17 protein-coding genes and 1 tRNA gene are annotated in these 19,286 nt (G+C 53.6%); 12 read left to right on the forward strand and 6 right to left on the reverse strand.

The genetic code is table 11. The features are described from left to right. Window positions 1–2: 2 nt before the first annotated feature. Window positions 3–1,862, reverse strand: coding sequence for a TnsB C-terminal domain-containing protein (locus tag QVF59_RS07660; RefSeq protein ID WP_287878570.1), 1,860 nt, complete (start codon window positions 1,860–1,862; stop codon window positions 3–5). Next, window positions 1,856–2,629: a TnsA endonuclease N-terminal domain-containing protein gene (locus tag QVF59_RS07665; protein ID WP_287878573.1), complete on the reverse strand. Its 774-nt coding sequence runs from the start codon at window positions 2,627–2,629 to the stop codon at window positions 1,856–1,858. The genes QVF59_RS07660 and QVF59_RS07665 overlap by 7 nt, the downstream gene beginning before the upstream one ends. Between QVF59_RS07665 and QVF59_RS07670 the strand changes: the two genes are divergently transcribed. From QVF59_RS07670 to QVF59_RS07685, 4 genes are all read left to right on the forward strand, one after another. Beyond that, the gene (locus tag QVF59_RS07670) at window positions 2,600–4,024 is read left to right on the forward strand and encodes a YifB family Mg chelatase-like AAA ATPase (RefSeq protein WP_287878575.1); all 1,425 of its coding nucleotides are present in this window, start codon (window positions 2,600–2,602) and stop codon (window positions 4,022–4,024) included. The two genes, QVF59_RS07665 and QVF59_RS07670, sit on opposite strands and share 30 nt — an antisense overlap. Window positions 4,025–4,097: 73 nt before the next feature. Then, the gene (locus tag QVF59_RS07675; protein WP_287878577.1) at window positions 4,098–4,847 is read left to right on the forward strand and encodes an SPOR domain-containing protein; all 750 of its coding nucleotides are present in this window, start codon (window positions 4,098–4,100) and stop codon (window positions 4,845–4,847) included. A gap of 25 nt (window positions 4,848–4,872) precedes the next feature. Then, the gene (locus tag QVF59_RS07680; protein WP_287878579.1) at window positions 4,873–5,490 is read left to right on the forward strand and encodes a thiol:disulfide interchange protein DsbA/DsbL; all 618 of its coding nucleotides are present in this window, start codon (window positions 4,873–4,875) and stop codon (window positions 5,488–5,490) included. Window positions 5,491–5,588: 98 nt separating this feature from the next. Next, window positions 5,589–5,665: transfer RNA gene (locus QVF59_RS07685), tRNA-Met, on the forward strand. A 222-nt stretch (window positions 5,666–5,887) separates the two neighbouring features. Here QVF59_RS07685 and purB read toward each other — a convergent pair. The 3 genes from purB to ffh all read right to left on the reverse strand — a co-directional run bounded on the left by purB (window position 5,888) and on the right by ffh (window position 9,631). Beyond that, window positions 5,888–7,258: an adenylosuccinate lyase gene (gene purB, locus QVF59_RS07690; protein WP_287878582.1), complete on the reverse strand. Its 1,371-nt coding sequence runs from the start codon at window positions 7,256–7,258 to the stop codon at window positions 5,888–5,890. Between the two features lie 67 nt (window positions 7,259–7,325). Further along, complete coding sequence (locus QVF59_RS07695) at window positions 7,326–8,228, reverse strand: ATP-grasp domain-containing protein (RefSeq protein ID WP_287878585.1); 903 nt, start codon at window positions 8,226–8,228, stop codon at window positions 7,326–7,328. Window positions 8,229–8,275: 47 nt separating this feature from the next. Continuing rightward, on the reverse strand, window positions 8,276–9,631 hold the full coding sequence (gene ffh, locus QVF59_RS07700) for a signal recognition particle protein (protein ID WP_287878588.1): 1,356 nt from the start codon (window positions 9,629–9,631) through the stop codon (window positions 8,276–8,278). 108 nt (window positions 9,632–9,739) lie between these two features. Here ffh and QVF59_RS07705 point away from each other — a divergent pair, with 108 nt between their 5' ends. Continuing rightward, on the forward strand, window positions 9,740–10,561 hold the full coding sequence (locus QVF59_RS07705; protein WP_159879542.1) for a cytochrome C assembly family protein: 822 nt from the start codon (window positions 9,740–9,742) through the stop codon (window positions 10,559–10,561). 47 nt (window positions 10,562–10,608) lie between these two features. Beyond that, the gene (locus QVF59_RS07710; protein WP_287878591.1) at window positions 10,609–10,971 is read left to right on the forward strand and encodes a ComEA family DNA-binding protein; all 363 of its coding nucleotides are present in this window, start codon (window positions 10,609–10,611) and stop codon (window positions 10,969–10,971) included. 58 nt (window positions 10,972–11,029) lie between these two features. Here QVF59_RS07710 and QVF59_RS07715 read toward each other — a convergent pair whose 3' ends face one another. After that, window positions 11,030–12,421, reverse strand: a complete 1,392-nt coding sequence (locus QVF59_RS07715) for a cryptochrome/photolyase family protein (RefSeq protein WP_287878592.1) — start codon at window positions 12,419–12,421, stop codon at window positions 11,030–11,032. 341 nt (window positions 12,422–12,762) lie between these two features. Here QVF59_RS07715 and QVF59_RS07720 point away from each other — a divergent pair, with 341 nt between their 5' ends. The 6 genes from QVF59_RS07720 (at window position 12,763) to zapD (ending at window position 19,283) form a co-directional block, all read left to right on the forward strand. Then, the gene (locus QVF59_RS07720; protein WP_287878593.1) at window positions 12,763–13,875 is read left to right on the forward strand and encodes a porin; all 1,113 of its coding nucleotides are present in this window, start codon (window positions 12,763–12,765) and stop codon (window positions 13,873–13,875) included. Between the two features lie 183 nt (window positions 13,876–14,058). Next, window positions 14,059–15,771 (forward strand): type IV-A pilus assembly ATPase PilB, encoded by a 1,713-nt coding sequence (gene pilB, locus QVF59_RS07725; RefSeq protein ID WP_502866800.1) that lies wholly within the window; start codon window positions 14,059–14,061, stop codon window positions 15,769–15,771. A 20-nt stretch (window positions 15,772–15,791) separates the two neighbouring features. Beyond that, window positions 15,792–17,012, forward strand: coding sequence for a type II secretion system F family protein (locus QVF59_RS07730; protein WP_159879531.1), 1,221 nt, complete (start codon window positions 15,792–15,794; stop codon window positions 17,010–17,012). Window positions 17,013–17,014: 2 nt separating this feature from the next. Next, window positions 17,015–17,884 carry a prepilin peptidase gene (locus QVF59_RS07735; protein ID WP_287878595.1) on the forward strand — a complete coding sequence of 290 codons (870 nt, stop codon included), beginning with the start codon at window positions 17,015–17,017 and terminating at the stop codon, window positions 17,882–17,884. Then, window positions 17,874–18,485 carry a dephospho-CoA kinase gene (gene coaE / locus QVF59_RS07740; protein ID WP_287878598.1) on the forward strand — a complete coding sequence of 204 codons (612 nt, stop codon included), beginning with the start codon at window positions 17,874–17,876 and terminating at the stop codon, window positions 18,483–18,485. Before QVF59_RS07735 ends, coaE begins: the two co-directional genes overlap by 11 nt. Window positions 18,486–18,524: 39 nt before the next feature. Beyond that, the gene (gene zapD, locus QVF59_RS07745) at window positions 18,525–19,283 is read left to right on the forward strand and encodes a cell division protein ZapD (RefSeq protein WP_287878600.1); all 759 of its coding nucleotides are present in this window, start codon (window positions 18,525–18,527) and stop codon (window positions 19,281–19,283) included. The last annotated feature ends 3 nt before the right edge of the window (window positions 19,284–19,286 follow it).

Here is a 19,286-nt window from a genome sequence, read left to right on the forward strand (position 1 = left end):
GATCAAAACTCCTCTACATCGTCGTAAGGCTTAATCTGGCCGATATCCAAGGACGGCAAAACAGGCGTCAGTGCAGCTTCTTCGCTGTGGCTTGTGGTCTTCGCCAGCGCCTTTTGACGGGCGGTGCGTTTGGCTTGAGCGATTCGCGAGCTCTTGGTCTGGCTGCGGGCCTCCTCTTCGATACGCTGCATCTCGTCAAATGCGGTAAAAATTACGTCCTGATCTTCGGCTTTCTTTCCCTGGTCCTTTAGGTAGCGTTTAATGGCGCGTAGCTCCCACAGACTAATTGAGGGGAAGCGTGGGTTTTGGTAAGGGATGCGGAAATAGCGTTTGGCTTCCGGGTCAAAGAACAACACGTAGCTAATGTCGCGCGGGTCGCGTCGGATAATGAATTTGCGCGCTTCTCGTGTTTTTTTCGGATCCGATGAGCCAATCCATCGAGAGAGCACATCAGCCTGGTAATAGATGCCATCCCACGATACGCCGTAAGGCTGCACACTCCGCAGTTCATGTGGCAGAAAATCGATGCGCAGTTGCTCCGCATCGCTTGGTAGTGGTGGGAGGCCGGTACCAGGCTGTTGGCCATTGCCATAGAGTCCTTCTTCAAAACGGGTAACGGGCGGCATACCCAGTTCGCTATGAATCCTATGGTGATAGGCGCCAAGCACCATATTGGCGAACCATTTTTCAAACTCGCTCAAGGTCATGGCGGCGTTCTGCTCGGGTTTGTATTCTCTCAGCTCTGCGACGTGTGAACGTGTTGTGCCTGGCAAGGCGTGAATTTCTGCCATTAACGTTCCCATAAGGCGCTCGATGTGCCCCCCATAATTGGGTTGTCTGACTGGGCGAAATTGCAGGTCAATCTCGTATTCGTTGCAGGCCATTTTGAGCGTGTTGCCGCGGAACTCCTTCGCGTTGTCTACGTGAATTACTCGCGGCAAGCCCTGACATGGCCATGCGTACGATAGGCCGTAATGGTCCAAGAAGGCCTGCTTCCCAAGCACCGCGTTCGCTATACAAAGACCGGTACCAAGGGTTCCAGGCGGGTCAAAAGAGATGTAATAACCGGCAACCATGCGACTGAATACATCGATGGCCACCGTGATGTAAGGTCGCCGGATCGGTAAGCGGTGAGCATCATCCACTAAGATGATGTCCACCAGCGTATGGTCAATTTGCAGCACCGCATATGGGTAGTCCGCACCTGGAAAGCGGCCCTTGATTGACCGGAATTTCCGCGCACTTTGCTTGCCTTCCCGGGCCGCAGCTAACGTTGCAGGCGTGAGCTCCTTTAACCGGCGGCGGAAGGTGCTGAGATGCGGAGTTGTCACGCCGGCTTTGCGGCATGCCGTCGTTACCTTTCGGTAGGCTTGGGTGGGTGTTAACGCCTGCTCAGTCAGGAACACATCACGGATCACCGTCTTCATGATGGCTTCGGCTTGGCCGGTTGTGCGAGTTTGGCCTTGATCTGATCGTTCTTTCCGTACCAGAGATGAGATGGTGCCGGTTTGATTGAAACGGCTGATCCAGCGGTACAGCGTGGCAGGGCTAATGCCCGCCGCTTGTCCGGCAGCGCTGACATCTGCCTTGGTGCATCTTTCTCGCGCGAGCAGCGGGGCAATCACCTTGTAGTGATGCATAGCTTGGCTCCAGTCTTCCTCATCCAAAATCGCGAGATCAGTGCGCGGTTGGAGCTGACTTACGCGGATTACATCAGTAAGGTCTTTTAGAGATAGTTGGCAGGTTTCGTTGCTTTGGATATCTACGGCCTCTATTTGTTGGCGGCTGAGCATGCGCCGCACGCACAAGGTCCGGCCGCCAGTCTTGATGATGGTGCCACTTTGTAATTGGTCAATTACCATGAGGGCAGCTCCACCTGGTTGGCTGTAAGGATGCTTTGGATTCGGCTCTTGTAGGAGCCCGTCAGTGTCATGGCTAAATGCATGCCGTCTTCTCGTGCCCAAATTGGGCTGTACATGGAGAGTGGGAGGCTGAGATCAACACCGATGCTATTGCAGCGTACTAGGTGCCAAAGATAGGGAATCAGCTCTGCTTGTGCTTGCCTGCCATTCGTAATGTTATCCAAAAGGCCCTGTGGGGTAGTACGGCCTAGTTCAAATAAGTGGGTCCGCAGCAGTGCATGCTTTTGCCCCATGACGCTCCGATCGATGAATTTAAAGCGCTCCTCTTTGAACTGCAGCAGGAATTTGATGTTGTTCAGGTATGGTGTCTGAATGTATCGTTCGGTCACAATACGGAAGCGGCAGTCATATTCACGGCACCATCGAATAGCAGCTTTGAAGCGTGGCTTCAGCAGGGGCCAGTCTCTTCTGAGCACTGCTTCCGGTTTGACCTCAAATAACGTGGGCTTTAAGTGCGGATGACGAGCCATCATGGGCGTGGTGTACTCCACCAAAACATCGGGCGTGTAGCGCCGTTGTTTCCCATGGTCCTGCCAGCGGATCGTAATTGGCTGACTTGCAAAACGGTTAATGCCCCAATCGAACTCCAGCATCAACAGAAAGTCCTGTTCCAGCGTGGACTCAAACGCTTGTGGGCCTACCCCTTTGGAAGACGCGACACGTCCGCTGAGATAGCGGTGACGCGGCGTAATATTGCGTGCAGGCATTATCGAGCTCCAGTCAAAGAACTCGGCCAACCCAGTACGTATGTAGTCCATAGGAAGAGTATAGGTGGCCTGATTCTCAATTTCTGTGAAGTTATTCGCAATTACAGTGAAACCTCACATAAGGGCTCTGGCCGTTTTGACCTTCCCATTGCCATTGGCATACTGGCTGCAGCAGGTCAGATCCAATGTCCCCAGCTGACTGATTATGAATTCGCAGGAGAATTGGCATTAAGCGGGCAACTGCGTGCCATTCGTGGTGCACTGGCGATGTCCTGCCAAGCCAGTCGTGCCGGGAAGTTCTTCATTCTTCCTCGCGCAAGCGCAGCAGAGGCGGCATTGGTCAGGTCTGGCCAGGTTTATGCTGCCGATAGCCTGCTGCAGGTATGCGCCCACCTGAATGGTGTGCAGCCTTGCGATATGGCCGTGGTCAACCTGGCAGATAACTCAGCCGTTTATCCGGATCTGGCAGATGTCAAAGGGCAGATGGCAGCACGCCATGCGCTAGAGGTTGCAGCTGCCGGCGGACACAGCCTGCTTTTCATCGGTCCTCCCGGTACAGGTAAATCCATGCTTGCGTCCCGCTTGCCCGGAATACTTCCTGAGATGAGTGAGGACGAGGCGCTTGCTGCCGCAACGATACAGTCGCTGGGAACGCAGGGTTTCAGGCCGGAGCAATGGCGGCAGCGCCCATTCCGGTCACCGCACCATACGGCCTCTGCTGTTGCCTTGGTGGGTGGCGGCTCTGATCCGCGCCCCGGTGAAGTCAGTCTGGCTCATCATGGCGTACTGTTTCTGGATGAATTGCCAGAGTTTGAACGCAAGGTACTGGAAGTATTGCGTGAACCTTTGGAGTCGCGAGTAATCAATATTTCCCGAGCCAGCAGGCAAGCCTGCTTTCCTGCAGATTTTCAGCTGGTTGCCGCAATGAACCCATGTCCTTGTGGTTATCTGGGGCATGCTTCCGGCAGGTGCCAATGTACACCGGAGCAAATAGCCCGCTATGCGGGGAAGTTATCAGGTCCGCTGCTTGACCGGATTGATATGCACGTACAGGTCCCAGCCCTGGCGGCAGGGGATTTGGCCACGGCGTTGCCAGGGGAGGGTAGTCAGCAGATTCGGCTTCGTGTCCAGCAGGCAAGGGATAGGCAGTTGCAGCGGCAGGGTTGTTGTAATGCCAGGCTGTCTGGGGCCGAGCTAGAGCAGCATGCCGCAGCTGATCAGACTTCGTTGGTGTTGTTGGGAGAGGCGCTGGACCGTCTTGGACTATCAGCAAGAAGTTATCATCGTATCTTGCGTATTGCCCGTACCATTGCAGATATGGATGGTGAGCACCGTTTAGGTCGGCAGCACATGCTACAAGCCATTCAGTTAAGACGTAGCGGTTTGGCTTTGTGATTTTGTGAAATATATTTTCGTCTGAATTTAATAGATAATGATCGGATTGATTGAATGGAAATGGTAGTGGTACATGGCTAATCGTGATGTTAAAAATTCGTCCCGCTCGTCCTCGTCCGGGCGTACGCGCGCAGCCGGTAAGAGCGGTGGCGGTGGCATGGTAGCGGGCATTGTCATCGGCCTGATTGTAGGCGTGGCAGTTGCGGTTGGTCTTGCGATGTATCTCAATCGTTCGGCAACTCCGTTTTCCAATCTTGAAAAGCTGGATCGCAAGACGGTACAGGCTTCATCTCCATCGACCGAACTGCTGGAGCCGGGTACCAAGATTGCGGATGTTCAGGCTCCGGCCCCGGTGGCATCGGCACCCGCAAAAGTGGAGGTTCCTGCTGCACCTGTCATGCCGCCAGAACCCTCTGTCGTGCCAGCACCCCCTGCCAAGGCCAAGCCGGCAGCGGCTCCGGCAGGTAATGGCAGTAAGGATGAGCAGCGCTTTGATTTCTACAAGATTTTGCCTGGCCAAGTTGATGCCGTGCCTGCCGATGGCAAGACGGTAGCTAAAGATCGGGAACCTTCTGCCGCCGCACCAGCCAAAAAAGTCTTTCTGCAACTGGGTGCATTCCAGAATGAAAATGAGGCAGATAACCTTAAAGCCAAGCTAGCTTTGCTGGGTGTAGAAGCCAAGATCCAATCTGTCATGATCCCGGACAAGGGGATGGTGCACCGTGTTCGTGTGGGGCCATTGAGCAGGCAGGAGGATGTTGACCGGGTTCGTGCCCAGTTGAAGCAGGATGGAATCAATGCTGCTGTAGTCAAGGCAGAGTGAACAAAACACGTTTAGAGGACAAGAAATGAAAAAATGGCTGTTGATGGCATTGCTGATGGTGAGTGGTTTGGCAAATGCAGCATCTGAACTGGGCAAGGATTATGTGCTGATGGGCAAGCCGCAGCCAGTTGCCAATCCGAAAAAAGTGGAAGTGATCGAATTCTTCTCTTACACCTGCATTCACTGCTTTCATCTTGATCCGCTGATTACGGCTTGGGAGAAGAAAAAACCTGCTTATGTCGCTTTCCATCGTGAGCAGATTGTCTGGCAGAAGCCGATGGAAGGTTTCGCCCGCTTGTTTGCTACGCTGAACGTGACTGGTTACATGGAGAAGCTGAATACACCGGTATTTGATGCGGTGATGCAGCAAAAGATCAATCTGGCTGATCCCGCGGTATTGAGCGACTGGTTGAAGAAACAGCCTGGTGTGAATTTGGCCAAATTCATGCAGACCTACAATTCCTTTGGGATCAATAGTCAGGTTGCGCGTGCCAGCCAGATTACCCGTGCCTACAATATTGAAGGAACGCCGACTATCGTGGTGAATGGTAAGTATGCACTGGCTCCGGCTACCCCAGAGCGGCTGATCGAGGTGCTCAATGATGTTGTTGCCAAAGCAAAGGCGGAAAGCAATATCAAGTAATTGTCTTACGGAGATGCCAGCAGTTGGAGCAGACATCTCCTATTTTTGCTATGGCGGTTGACAGCTGGGTTGGTATCGGATAATATACGTTTCTCTGACGCGGGGTGGAGCAGTCTGGTAGCTCGTCGGGCTCATAACCCGAAGGTCGTAGGTTCGAATCCTGCCCCCGCAACCAAGTTTTCAAGAAAAGACCACTCATCTGAGTGGTCTTTTCTTGTGTGTGCGTCAGCACGGCTGTTATACGTTCAGTTTGCTGTTCGGGAGCGTATTCCCTCGAGTCATATTTTCGGGCCACCTTCTTCGGAAGCTGGCCCATTTCTTTTTCCAGAGCCATATTTTGATGTAATAAAAAAACCGCCCTTATTCAGGGCGGTTTAGTTCTGCTGAACTAGATAGTTCAGATACGTCTTGCCAGCTCGGCAGCCTTGCCTACGTAGGCAATCGGGGTCAGCTCCAGCAGGCGGGTCTTTTCAGCTTCTGGGATTTCCAGGCCTTTGATGAAGGCCGAAAGAGTCTCGCGGGTAATACCATCCTTGCCACGGGTCAGCTCTTTCAGCTGCTCGTAGGGGTTGGGTACACCGTAGCGGCGCATCACGGTCTGGATCGGTTCTGCCAACAACTCCCAGCTACGGCCCAATTCTTCGGTAATGGCTGTCGGGTTGATTTCCAGCTTGTTCAGGCCCTTCAGGCAGGCTTTGAAGCCCAGCATGGTGTAACCGAAGCCAACGCCCATATTGCGCAGCACGGTGGAGTCGGTCAGGTCACGCTGCCAGCGGGATAGCGGTAGTTTTTCTGCCAAGTGCTGCAGGATGGCATTGGCCATGCCCAGATTGCCTTCGGAGTTTTCAAAGTCAATCGGATTAACCTTGTGCGGCATGGTGGAACTGCCCACTTCATCCTTCTTCACTTTTTGCTTGAAGTAGCCCAGCGAGATGTAGCCCCAGATGTCGCGGTTGAGGTCGATCAGGATGGTATTGATACGGCCAACAACCTGATACAGCTCCGCCATGTAATCATGCGGCTCGATCTGGATGGTGTAGGGGTTGAAGGTGAGGCCCAGTCCAGAGACAAAGCGACCACAAACGCTTTCCCAGTCAATTTGTGGGTAGGCGACCAAGTGTGCATTGTAGTTGCCGACCGCCCCGTTGATTTTGCCCAGAATCTCCTGAGAAACCAGTTGTTCGCGCTGGCGTTTCAGGCGGTAAACGGTGTTGGCCAGTTCCTTGCCCATGGTGGAGGGGGTGGCCGGTTGGCCGTGGGTACGGCACATCATCGGCAGGTCGGCCAATTCATGTGCCAGTTGCTGCAGCTTGTGGATGACCTCGTCCAGTGCCGGCAATACCACGGTGTTGCGTGCCGTTTTCAGCATCAGGGCATGAGACAGATTGTTGATGTCTTCGGATGTGCAGGCAAAGTGAATGAACTCACTGGCTGCCATGACTTCGGCATTGCCGGACAAGCGCTCTTTCAGCCAGTATTCAATAGCTTTGACATCGTGGTTGGTGCGAGCCTCGATTGCCTTGACTTCTTCGCCATGCTGTACGGTGAAGTTAGCGATGACATCATCGACTTCGCGGATGGTCGCTTCGGAAAATGGCTTCACTTCCTCAATGCCCGGCTCGGCGGCCAGCATCTTCAGCCATTCCAGTTCAACCTTGATACGGAACTTCATCAGGCCATATTCGGAGAACAGGTTGCGCAAGCCTTCAACCTGGGCAGCATAGCGGCCATCCAGAGGACTCAGAGCGATCAGCGGGTTCAGATTCATGACGAGGTATTTCCAAACGTGTTTTGCCAGCCTGGCTGGCAGGTTTCAGTACATAACAAATCGTTGTTTACAGCTGGGCCAGTCGGCATATCAATCCGCTGGCCAGGTTGTCGGCGGCTTCGGGCTTATAGCGGAAAAACAGTTCCGGCTCAATCATTTCCAGCTCCATGATGGCCAGCTGGCCGGCATTGTCGCGAATGATGTCGACACGTGCGTACAGCACATCAAACGGAACCGCAGCCACAGCTTGTTCGGCAAATTGCTGTTCTTCGATGGTGGCGGTGTGAGGGTGCACGCTGCCACCATGATCATCCTGTGCCCGGAAGTCACCTGCTTGGGGTGTCTTGCGGATGGCATGGCTGAACTGACCGTCAATCACCATCAGCGATATCTCGCCCTGGTGCAGGATGGCGTGCTGGAATGGCTGTAACAGCATGGCTTCCTGTTGAATCAGTTCGGCAAAAATACATTCCAGTTGCTGAGTATTCTCTGGCCGGGTTCGATAAGTATGTCGTGCAGACCCAGAAATGACCGGTTTGAGGATGGCGTCAGCCCAACTGCTCTCCGCCAGGCATTGTGCCAGTGTGCGGGCGTCACCTTTTTCAATGTAGTGGGTATTCACTACATTGATGCCTTTTTCTTCAATCCACTGCAGATAATGTTTGTCGATGTTCCAATCGATGAGCCCGGCACTATTGAACAATACGATCTGGCCGGCAACCTTTTTCAGCCAGAGACTGAATTCGGCATAGCGATCAAAATAATCCCAAGTCGTGCGAAACAATATGCTGCGGGTTTGTTGCCAGTCGAAATCCGGGTCATCCCAGGCTTTGCGCGTTACATGTAGTCCCTGCTTTTGCAGGGCCGCAACGACCAGCCCGTCTTCCTGGTGAACCTGCTTGCTGTACCAATCGGTAGGATCTAGATCCAGTAGCGTTTGCTTGGTTAAAACGACTACATCAAAGTGCATGCATTTCCTTCATATCAAGAAAAACGGGTGACTCGCACCCGTTTTGCTTACATTCCCGGCATCATGCCTTTCATGCCACGCATCATCTTCATCAACCCGCCCTTGGCGGAGAACTGCTTCATCATTTTCTGGGTTTGCTCAAACTGATTCAGCAGGCGGTTGACCTCTTGCACCGTTACGCCGGAGCCGGCAGCAATGCGGCGCTTGCGACTGGCCTTGAGCAGTTCCGGTTTGCGGCGTTCTTCCATCGTCATCGAGTTGATGATGCCTTCGATGCGGCGCATGGATTTTTCGGCTTCGGCACCCTGAATACCCTTGGCCATCTGGCCAAGCTGGCCCGGCATTTTTTCCAGCAGGTTGGACATACCGCCCATTTTCTTCATCTGCTGCATCTGTGCCTTGAAATCCTCTAGGTCAAAGCCCTTGCCGGATTTCAGCTTCTTGGCCATGGCCGCGGCTTCATCCTGATCGATGCCCTTCTGGACTTCTTCGATCAGGGACAGCACATCACCCATGCCTAGAATGCGGCTGGCAATACGGTCTGGGTGGAAGGGCTCAAGACCGCTGACTTTTTCACCGACACCAATGAATTTGATCGGCTTGCCGGTGATGTGGCGCACCGACAGTGCAGCACCACCGCGCGAGTCACCATCCATCTTGGTCAGGATGACACCGGTCAGCGGCAGGGCTTCATTGAAGGCCTGCGCAGTATTGACTGCATCCTGGCCTTGCATGGCATCCACCACAAACAGCGTTTCGACCGGATTGATGGCAGAGTGCACCGCCTTGATTTCCGCCATCATCGCTTCATCAATGGCCAGGCGACCCGCAGTGTCCACCATCAGTACATCGAAAAAGTGGCGCTTTGCATGATCAACAGCGGCACGAGCTATATCCACCGGCTTTTGTGTGCCATCGGAAGGGAACCACTCAACACCTACCTGTTCAGCCAGCAATTTCAGCTGCTCGATGGCAGCTGGGCGGTAAACGTCGGCAGAAACAACCAGCACTTTTTTCTTCTGAGTTTCTTTCAGCAGTTTGGCCAGTTTGCCAACCGTGGTGGTTTTACCTGCACCTTGCAGGCCAGCCATTAGAACAATGGCTGGTGGTACTGCGGCCAGATTGAGGGCGTCGTTTTTTTCACCCATCAATTTGACAAGTTCTTCATTGACCACGCCGACCAGCGCCTGACCCGGAGTCAGGCTACCCATGACCTCCTGGCCCAGAGCACGCACCTTGATCTGGGCAATGAATGATTTCACGACGGGCAGAGCCACATCGGCTTCCAGCAGTGCCATCCGCACTTCGCGCAGGGCATCCTGGATATTGGTTTCTGTCAGGCGGGCATTGCCGCGCAGGTTCTTGATGACGCCGGACAGGCGGTTGGTCAGGTTGTCTAGCATGCTGAGTCCTTCTGTCTGCCAACAAGGGACAGGTTGGTGTAGACTTTCAAACTATCGATTTTACCACGAGCTGCCGGGTTGACGCCCGCAAATGATGGCGCTAACACCATGACTGCCTTTCTCTTCGTTCTGACAATACTCCTGATCCTCGCTTATGGCGGCCTTTCATGGCATTTCATCGGCAACTGGAAAGGTGTTGCCAGTTTGCCGCGCAATCCACGCTTTGAGCACACAATGCTGGGTGTGCTGCTGCTGCTGCATGCCTACGCGGTCATGTCGCCGCTGAGTGAAGGGACGATGATTTCCCTCGGCGTCGGGCGTGCCTTATCCGTAGTGGTGTGGATGATGCTGGTGATCTACTGGACATGCAGCTTCTTCTATCGCGTAGAAGGTCTGCAGCTGTTCATGATGCCACTGGCCATGCTGACGCTGGCCTTTGCACTGGCTTTTCCGGGTGAGCACATCATGCACGATCTGGGCAACCCTGCTTTTGCCCTGCATGTTTTAGTCTCGATTGTGGCTTACAGTCTGTTTGCCATCGCTGCGTTGCTGGCTGTCCTCATGTTATTTCTGGAGAAGGCCTTGCACGATAAGCGCTGGCTGGCGCTGGTGCGTCAGCTGCCACCTTTGTTGTCACTGGAAAAGATGATGTTTCAAGTGATTGGCTTTGGCTTCATGCTGCTGACGGTATCCTTGTTCACTGGTGTCGTGTTTTCCGAGGAGGTATTTGGCAAGGCCGTAGCCATTAGTCACAAGACTGTATTCTCAGTGATTTCATGGCTGCTGTTTGCAGCCTTGCTGTTGGGACGCCATTTCAAGGGCTGGCGTGGCAAGGTGGCAATACGCTGGACCCTGGCGGGTTTTGGTGCCTTGTTGCTTGCCTATATAGGTAGCAAGGTTGTGCTGGAGTTGTTGTTGCATCGTACTTGACGTACTTGTCTTGTTTTATTAACGCCTGGACATTAAGGAGCTGCTACATGAAAAAACTGTTTGCCTTGCTTGTGGGTATGTTTTTTGTCTGCGCATCGGCACTGGCCGCCATCAATATCAATACTGCAACCCAGCAGCAACTGGAGACGCTGAATGGTATCGGTCCGGTCAAGGCCAAGGCCATCATCGACTACCGTAGTAAGAATGGTGCTTTCAAGTCGGTTGATGATTTGAAGAAGGTTTCAGGTATTGGTGACAAAACGCTGGAAAAACTGAAGAAGGACATCAGTATCAGTGGTGCCAGCTCTGTCGCTCCGGCCGCCACCGCTCCGGCAGCCAAGCCCGCGGTTCCTGCTGGTAAGCCGATGGCGGCCAAGAAAGAGGCCTCCAAGCCGGTTGCCAAGAAGTAAGGTTGGCATCATGCATGTGAAAAAAGCGCCTGCGGGCGCTTTTTTATTGATGCTGGCATCAATTTTTGCCAAACAGAGCCAGTGCCTTTTGTCGCTGCACTGCATGATCAACTAATGGTTGTGGATAGTCACGCCCGAGCTGAAAGCCCATGGGCAGATTTTTTGCCAACCACGGTGCATGGATATCCTTATTGTTTAGTGGTGACAGTTCCGGCACGTAGCGACGAATGAACTTGGCTTCCGGGTCAAATTTTTCTGATTGTGTTACCGGGTTGAAGATGCGGAAGTAAGGTTGGGCATCGCAGCCGGTTGATGCTGCCCATTGCCAGCCACCGTTATTGGCTGCGAGATCGAAATCAAGCAACTTTTCAGCAAAGTAGGCCTCGCCCTTGCGCCAATCAATCAGCAAGTCTTTCACCAGAAAACTGGCAGCAATCATGCGCAGCCGGTTGTGCATGTAGCCGCTGTGGTTCAGTTGACGCATGGCAGCATCGACAATCGGGAATCCGGTTCGTCCCTCTTGCCAGGCTTGCAGCCAATCCTCACGGTTTTCAAATACCAGTTGCCGATATTCTTCCTTGAAGCTGGCATGGGCGGCTGCTGGGAAATGCCATAGCAGCTGCTGGTAAAAATCGCGCCAGATCAGCTCGCCGAGCCAGCATTCGGCTCCTTCTCCTCCTTGTTGCCAGGCAAACTGTGCCAGCTTGCGGACCGAGATGGTGCCAAAACGCAGATGAGTGGAAAGATAGGATACGCCCTTGCTTGCCGGGAAGTCGCGCCATTGCTTGTAGTAAACAATGCGGGACATGAAATCGGCAAACAACTGTTCAGCGGCCATACTGCCGCCTCTCAGGCTGCTGATGCCTTCTGTGAAGCCCAGTTCCTCAAGTGAGTGGCTTGCAGGTGTTTGCCAGTGCTCAAGTTGATGCAGGTAGCGCTGGGTTGGGTAGCTTTGCAGAAAGAAACTGTCCATTTTTTTCAGCCAAGCATTCTTGTAAGGCGTGAACACCGTGTATGGGCGGCGTGTGCTGGTCAGCACTTCGTCGCTCTCAAAAATGACTTGGTCCTTGAAGAGCTGCAATGTGCATGAATCTTGTTCCAGTGCTCGTAAGACCTCCGCATCCCTTAGGGTGGCTTGTGGCTCGTAATCCCGATTGGCAAAAACGGCAGCGGTTTGCCATTGACGTGCCAGGGCAGGTACCACTTCCCGTGCTGAGCCATGTGCCACATACAGATCGCTGCCCGCTGCTTGCAGTGCGTGTTGCAGTGCGTCCACGGACTGCCAGATGAAATCAATACGTCTGTCCGATGCAGGAAGGCTCGCGAGAATATCAGTATCGAACACAAACAGACAGCGGACTGGATGGCCAGATTTCAATGCATGATACAGACCTGCATTGTCTTCAATGCGCAGGTCGCGACGGAACCAGAAGATGATGGGTGTGGGCATGGTGGCAGGTGTGGTCTCTGTGGTTTCGCTAAGGTTGTTCAGGCAATTATTAGCATTTTTGCAACACTTTGCCGGGCTTGTTGTATTTTTGGTTTGGTTAATTTTTATGTGATATTTTGCATTAATATCAATTAAATCAATTGTTTACATGTTTGTTTTGTTATTTTTGTGGTGCTGTTGGACTGTAGTCTCGCTGCGATGTTTTGTATTTTTGCAACGAGCGCTTTATATTTCAGCCAGCAACCAGCCGATCATTCGGCGGTGAAAAAATGTCCGGGAGCCTCAGTTGTAGCGAGGCAATCTAACAGGACTACATTAACTGACTTCGAAAGGAATTAGCGATGAACAAGAAGCTGATCGCCCTGGCTCTGGCCGCTCTGCCGGTAGCCCACGCAATGGCTGATGTAACCATTTACGGCACCATCGAAGCCGACATGGAAAGTAGCAAGACCTACGCTAACGGCGTTAAGGACGCAAACGGCAAGCCGAAGGCTGTTACCCGTATCGATGACACCGGTTCCCTGATCGGTTTCAAGGGTAACGAAGACCTGGGCAATGGTCTGAAGGCAATCTGGCAGGTTGAGCAAGGCCTGAACATCGACGGCACCACCGGTTCCACTTCCGGTAACGGTTACGGTAACACCTTCGCTTCCCGCGATTCTTTCGTTGGTCTGCAAGGCGCTTTCGGTAAGGTGCGTCTGGGTAAACTGAGCACCTTCCTGAACTCCGATGCCGGTACTCCGGATAGCTGGATCTACGGCAACAAGGGTGTTAACGGCCAGTCCTACAGCTCCATCAACCAACTGGATGGCCGCGTTACCAACGCTATCCGTTACGACATTCCGGAATTTGTTGCCGGTCTGAGTGGTGCTGTTGTTTACGGTGTTGATGAAACCAGTACTACCAACAAGCAAAATACCTTCAGCATTGGTGCTAGCTACACCAATTCCGGTTACTTCGGTACCTTTGGTTATCAGCGTTACAACAACAACTACCAGACTACTGGTGGCGAATGGAAGCCGGGTAACTACTGGCGCCTGGAAGCTGGCTACAATGCCAACAACATCCTGGCTGCTGCTTACTACGGTCAATCCAAGTTGGCTGTGGCTAATGCTGCTGGTACTACTGGTACTGATGCTACAGCCACTGCATTCCTGGGTGATACCTTTGCTGGTCAAGAGCTGAAGAAGAAAGAAGCTGGTCTGACTCTGGGTTACACTTTGGGTGCCATCACTCCGAAATTCTCCTACGGTCGCGTATGGGGTGCTTCGCTTAACGGTACCGACCTTAAGGGCCACCTGAACCAGTACGTACTGGGTGCTGACTACGCTATCAGCAAGCGTACTACTGCTTACGCTTCCTACGGTTTCGTTCAGAATGCATATCGTGATACCAACGATAACAAGTTCTCCAACGAGCACACTGTTGCTGTTGGCGTTCAGCACAAGTTCTAATTCTCGCTTAGAGAGTTAAACTTAGGAAAAAGGACTGCTTCGGCAGTCCTTTTTTTATGCGCCTACATTATGCTGACTGAGTTGGCTTGCTACCGATGGTGCTGCCACTTTGTCTATGCAGCGCATATAATGGCGATCATGCCGCATGCTTGGGTGGATGGCGGGAATATGCAAAGGGATCGTATGGAAGCTTCTGCGGGGATATCCGGCCTTGGGCGCGCGCTGGTTCAAAACAATGCACTGCTGCTGCAGGACGCCGAGGCTATCCAGCGTCAGTCCCAGGCATCCAGCATCAGTTTTGTCGAGCAGCTGATTGCCAGCAAGAAAATGTCTGCAGGAGATGTGGCGGCGTTTGCTTCGCGCGTGTTTGGCTATCCCTTGCTGGACATGGGGTCGATTGATCCTTCCCAGCTACCCAAGGGCTTGGTGGATGACGAGCTGATTGGCAGCCGCCGCCTAGTCCCCTTGTTCAAGCGTGGCAACAAGCTGTTTATCGGTACTTCTGATCCGACGCAGACCTCGGCCTTTCACGCGATTACCTTCAAGACCGGGTTGACAGTTGAGGTCGTGGTTGTCGAGGATGACAAGCTTTCAAAAGTCATCGGCAAATATACGGAAGATGCTTCTGCAGCCATCAAGGCGCTAGAAAACGAAGATTTTGGTGATCTGGAGTTTGTCGATCCGGATGCGCAGACACCGCATAGTGAAACCAACCAGCCGGATGTGGACGATGCTCCCGTCGTCAAGTTCATCCACAAGGTGTTGCTGGATGCCATCAATGGTGGTGCTTCCGACGTACATTTCGAACCGTATGAGAAGTTTTACCGTATCCGTTACCGGGTGGATGGCCAGCTCAAGGAAATTGCCCAGCCGCCATTGCTGCTGAAGGAAAAGATTGCCTCCCGGATCAAGGTTATTTCCCGGCTGGATATTTCTGAAAAACGAGTGCCACAAGATGGTCGCCTGAAACTGGTGTTATCCAAGTCGCATTCCATCGATTTCCGTGTCAGTACCTTGCCGACCTTGTATGGCGAGAAGATTGTGATGCGTATTCTGGACTCCTCGGCAGCATCGCTGGATATTGAACAGCTTGGTTTCGAGCCTGAGCAGAAACAGATGTTGCTGGCTGCCATCGGTCGACCGTACGGAATGGTGCTGGTAACCGGGCCGACGGGTAGTGGTAAAACGGTATCCTTGTATACCTGTCTGAATATTCTGAATAAGCCGGATATCAATATCTCTACGGCGGAAGATCCGGTCGAAATCAATTTGCCCGGTATCAATCAGGTTAACGTCAACGAGAAGGCTGGTCTTACCTTCTCGTCTGCCTTGAAAGCCTTCTTGCGTCAGGATCCGGATGTCATCATGGTGGGTGAAATTCGCGACTTCGAAACTGCCGATATTTCCATCAAGGCAGCTCAGACCGGGCATATGGTTTTTTCCACCCTTCATACCAATAACGCACCTGCAACCCTCACCCGTTTGCTGAATATGGGGGTGGCACCATTCAATGTCGCCAGCTCGGTACTGTTGATCATGGCCCAGCGTCTGGCGCGCCGCTTGTGCAGTCATTGTAAGGCACCCGTCGATATTCCCGAGCCCGCCTTGCTGCGCGCTGGTTTCCGGGCCGAGGAGCTGGATGGCAGCTGGAAGCCATACGGCCCGGTTGGCTGTGATGAGTGCCGTGGTTCAGGCTATAAAGGACGTACTGGTATTTATGAAGTCATGCCGATCACTGATGCCATGACGCGCCTGATCATGCAAAATGGCACTGCAATTGATATCAATGATCTGGCCCTGCAAGAAGGGATGATTGATCTGCGACATGCTGGTCTGCTGAAGGTCAAGAAAGGGCTGACTTCCTTGGCTGAAATCGAGGCAGTGACCAACGACTAAGTATAAGAAAGATACGCACCATGGCTAGCGTGGCGAAAAAGGTAAACCCTGGGTTTATCTGGGAGTGGGAAGGCAAGGACCGGTCCGGCAAGGTGATCCGCGGGGAGTTGCGCGCGGAAACCGAGGCCGTTGCCAAGACGCAGCTGCGCCGGCAAGGCATCAATGTGGTCAAGGTCAAGCGGCGGCGCAGTGGGTTTGGTCGCAAAATCACAGAAAAAGACATCACCCTGTTCACGCGTCAGCTATCGACAATGATGCGGGCCGGGGTGCCCTTGTTGCAGGCATTTGATATTGCTGCGAAAGGGCATGGCAATCCGGCGGTTACCAAGATGCTACTGGAAGTGCGTGCCGATGTGGAAACCGGTCTGTCTCTGGCAGAGGCATTCCGCAAGCGTCCACTGTATTTCGACAAGCTGTTCTGCAATCTGATTGCTGCCGGTGAAACCGGTGGTGTGCTGGATTCCCTGCTCGACAAACTGGCCACCTACAAGGAAAAGGTGATGGCCATCAAGGGCAAGATCAAGTCCGCCATGATCTACCCGACTGCCATTGTGGCTACCGCCTTCATCATTACCGCCGTGATCATGATCTACGTGATTCCGGCGTTCAAGGACCTGTTCTCCAGTTTTGGCGCTGATTTGCCCGCGCCAACGCTGGTGGTGATCTGGCTGTCGGACTTCTTCGTGCACTGGTGGTGGTTGATCTTTGGCAGCATCTTTGGCGGTATTTTTGCTTTCTTTTATGCATTCAAGCGCACGCCCAAGCTGCAAGAGCAGTTTGACCGCATTCTGCTCAAGCTGCCGGTGATCGGCGATATCATCCGCAAGGCCACCATTGCGCGCTGGTCACGTACCTTGTCTACCCTGTTTGCTGCGGGGGTGCCGTTGGTGGAGGCGCTGGATTCGGTGGGAGGTGCTTCCGGTAATCAGGTATACAGCGAAGCAACCAAGCTGATCCAGAACGATGTCAGCGCCGGTTCCAGTTTGAGTTACTCCATGCAGCGTACCGGTCTGTTCCCCAATATGGTGTTACAGATGACTTCGATCGGTGAAGAGTCTGGCTCGCTCGATCAGATGCTGGACAAGATTGCCGACTTTTATGAAGAAGAAGTCGACAATGCCGTAGCATCGCTATCCAGCCTGTTGGAGCCGGCTATCATGGTTATTCTCGGGGTGCTGATTGGTGGCCTGGTTATTGCCATGTACATGCCGATCTTCAAGATGGGTCAGGTGGTAGGGTAAGCATGACGGAAATGGCAAGTGTGCTGGCGAACAATGCCGGCTGGTTGATTGTGGTGGTGCTGCTGTTTGGTTTACTGGTTGGCAGCTTTCTGAATGTGGTGATTCATCGCCTGCCCATCATGATGAAGCATGGCTGGCAGCGGGAGTGCGATGCTTATCTTGGCCGGGAGATTACAAGCCAGGAACGATACAACCTGGTGGTGCCGGCATCACATTGCCCAGCTTGCAAAACGGAAGTAAAGCCCTGGCAGAATATTCCCCTGCTGAGCTATGTCCTGTTGCGTGGTCGCTGTCAGCATTGCCACGCGCCAATCAGCATGCGCTACCCATTGGTGGAACTGCTTACTAGCCTGCTGTTTGCCCTGCTGGCCTGGCATTTTGGCTGGAGTGTGCAATTGGCAGGCTATCTGGCACTGACGGCGGTCCTGATTACCCTGGCTTTCATTGATGCGGATACCCAGTTGCTGCCGGATGACTTGACTCTGCCTTTGCTGTGGGGCGGCCTGCTGTTCAACCTATGGACCGGAACGGTTGCGCTGGATGATGCCGTGCTGGGGGCTGTGGCCGGCTATCTCAGTTTGTGGCTGGTTTACTGGCTGTTCAGGCTGCTTACCGGAAAAGAAGGCATGGGCTATGGTGACTTCAAGCTCCTGGCCGCATTTGGTGCCTGGCTCGGCTGGAGCATGCTGCCGCTGATCATTCTGCTGTCCTCCCTGCTTGGTGCCATTGTCGGCGTGGTGATGATTTTGCTGGCACGGCTTGGCCGTGGTCAGCCACTGCCTTTCGGCCCTTATCTGGCTGCGGCAGGCTGGATCGCCCTGCTGTGGGGCAAGGATATTGTCAGCTGGTATCTGGGTAGTTATGTCCATTGAGGTCATTGGTCTGACCGGCGGTATCGGCTCCGGAAAAAGTGCAGCGGCCAACCATTTTGCTGCACTTGGTGTGCCGGTGATTGATACCGACCTGATCGCTCATCAAATGACTGCGCCTGGCGGTGCTGCCATGCCGGCCATTGCGGCAGATTTTGGTGGGGATGTGGTGGCGGCGAGCGGTGCACTGGACCGTGGGCGCATGCGTGAGCTGGTGTTTGCTGATGCGTCCTGCCGCCGTAGGCTTGAGGCGGTACTGCACCCGCTGATCCGTGCCGAAAGCATGAGACAGCTTGAGTTGGCGACGGGGCCGTATGCCGTGCTGGTGGTGCCCTTGCTGTTTGAGAGCCCGGATTATCTGGCTCTGGTGCAGCGTAGTTTGCTGGTTGACTGCCCGGAAGATTTGCAGCTAGAGCGTGTGCAGGCACGTAGTGGTTTGACCGCAGATGGCGTACGCGCCATCATGGCGGCGCAGATGACGCGTGCGCAAAGGTTGGCGCTGGCGGATGATGTCATTGATAATGGCGGATCGCTTGCTGCATTGCAGCTTCAAGTCGAGGCCAAACACCAGTATTATCTTGCAAACCTTGCCCACGGCCAGTGACAAGGCATTTTCCAAGCCACCAAGAAGGGCAGACGTCTTGTGATCAGTTTCGAGTTTCCTGTCACCGAACGAACCCGTACGTTGCTGCGTCTGGAGCAGCTGTATGATCGGCTGGCCTATTTTCTGGGCAAAGACCATGCGCTGGATCATCATGCAGCCTTGCTGGTGTTGTTCGAGTTGCTGGAGACTGCATCGCGTGCAGACCTGAAAGCCGATCTGCTGCAGGAGCTGGAACGTCAAAAACAGGTTCTGGAGGCGCTCCGTGAGAACCCGAATGTGGCCGAAGACAGCCTGGATAAGGTGCTGGATGAGATCGAGGTTTCCTCCAGTCAGCTCTTGGGGATTACAGGCAAGTTCGGCCAGCATTTGCGTGAGAATGAATGGCTGATGGCCATCAAGCAGCGCGCCGGCATTCCCGGTGGAACCTGTCAGTTCGACTTGCCATCTTATTATCTGTGGCAGCAAAAACCGGCCGAAGAGCGCCGCCGCGATATGCGTCGCTGGGCCGCGCCGCTGATGCCGACTGCCGAGGCTGCTCGTATCCTACTGCATCTGCTGCGGGATAGCGGCAAGACCCACCATTATGTGGCGCGCAACGGCGCTTTCCAGCAAATGTCCGGCGGCAAGGTGGTGCAGATGATCCGCATTGCCTATGACCCGGCACTGAATGTGCTGCCAGAGCTTTCTGCCAACAAGTACGCCATCAATGTCCGCTTTGTCAGTGCCGTTACCGGTGAGAGCCGACCACGCCAGACTGAGTCGGATGTTGAATTTACCCTGACCAACTGCAAATTCTAACCT

Source organism: Aquitalea sp. (assembly GCF_030150775.1).
Lineage (GTDB): Bacteria > Pseudomonadota > Gammaproteobacteria > Burkholderiales > Chromobacteriaceae > Aquitalea > Aquitalea denitrificans.

Coding starts and splice junctions, on each gene's coding strand:
- QVF59_RS07660 (WP_287878570.1), bottom strand. CDS start 1,862: ATGGTAATTGACCAATTACAAAGTGGCACCATCATCAAGACTGGCGGC.
- QVF59_RS07665 (WP_287878573.1), bottom strand. CDS start 2,629: ATGCCTGCACGCAATATTACGCCGCGTCACCGCTATCTCAGCGGACGT.
- QVF59_RS07675 (WP_287878577.1), top strand. CDS start 4,098: ATGGCTAATCGTGATGTTAAAAATTCGTCCCGCTCGTCCTCGTCCGGG.
- QVF59_RS07680 (WP_287878579.1), top strand. CDS start 4,873: ATGAAAAAATGGCTGTTGATGGCATTGCTGATGGTGAGTGGTTTGGCA.
- purB (WP_287878582.1), bottom strand. CDS start 7,258: ATGAATCTGAACCCGCTGATCGCTCTGAGTCCTCTGGATGGCCGCTAT.
- QVF59_RS07695 (WP_287878585.1), bottom strand. CDS start 8,228: ATGCACTTTGATGTAGTCGTTTTAACCAAGCAAACGCTACTGGATCTA.
- ffh (WP_287878588.1), bottom strand. CDS start 9,631: ATGCTAGACAACCTGACCAACCGCCTGTCCGGCGTCATCAAGAACCTG.
- QVF59_RS07705 (WP_159879542.1), top strand. CDS start 9,740: ATGACTGCCTTTCTCTTCGTTCTGACAATACTCCTGATCCTCGCTTAT.
- QVF59_RS07710 (WP_287878591.1), top strand. CDS start 10,609: ATGAAAAAACTGTTTGCCTTGCTTGTGGGTATGTTTTTTGTCTGCGCA.
- QVF59_RS07715 (WP_287878592.1), bottom strand. CDS start 12,421: ATGCCCACACCCATCATCTTCTGGTTCCGTCGCGACCTGCGCATTGAA.
- QVF59_RS07720 (WP_287878593.1), top strand. CDS start 12,763: ATGAACAAGAAGCTGATCGCCCTGGCTCTGGCCGCTCTGCCGGTAGCC.
- pilB (WP_502866800.1), top strand. CDS start 14,059: ATGGAAGCTTCTGCGGGGATATCCGGCCTTGGGCGCGCGCTGGTTCAA.
- QVF59_RS07730 (WP_159879531.1), top strand. CDS start 15,792: ATGGCTAGCGTGGCGAAAAAGGTAAACCCTGGGTTTATCTGGGAGTGG.
- QVF59_RS07735 (WP_287878595.1), top strand. CDS start 17,015: ATGACGGAAATGGCAAGTGTGCTGGCGAACAATGCCGGCTGGTTGATT.
- coaE (WP_287878598.1), top strand. CDS start 17,874: ATGTCCATTGAGGTCATTGGTCTGACCGGCGGTATCGGCTCCGGAAAA.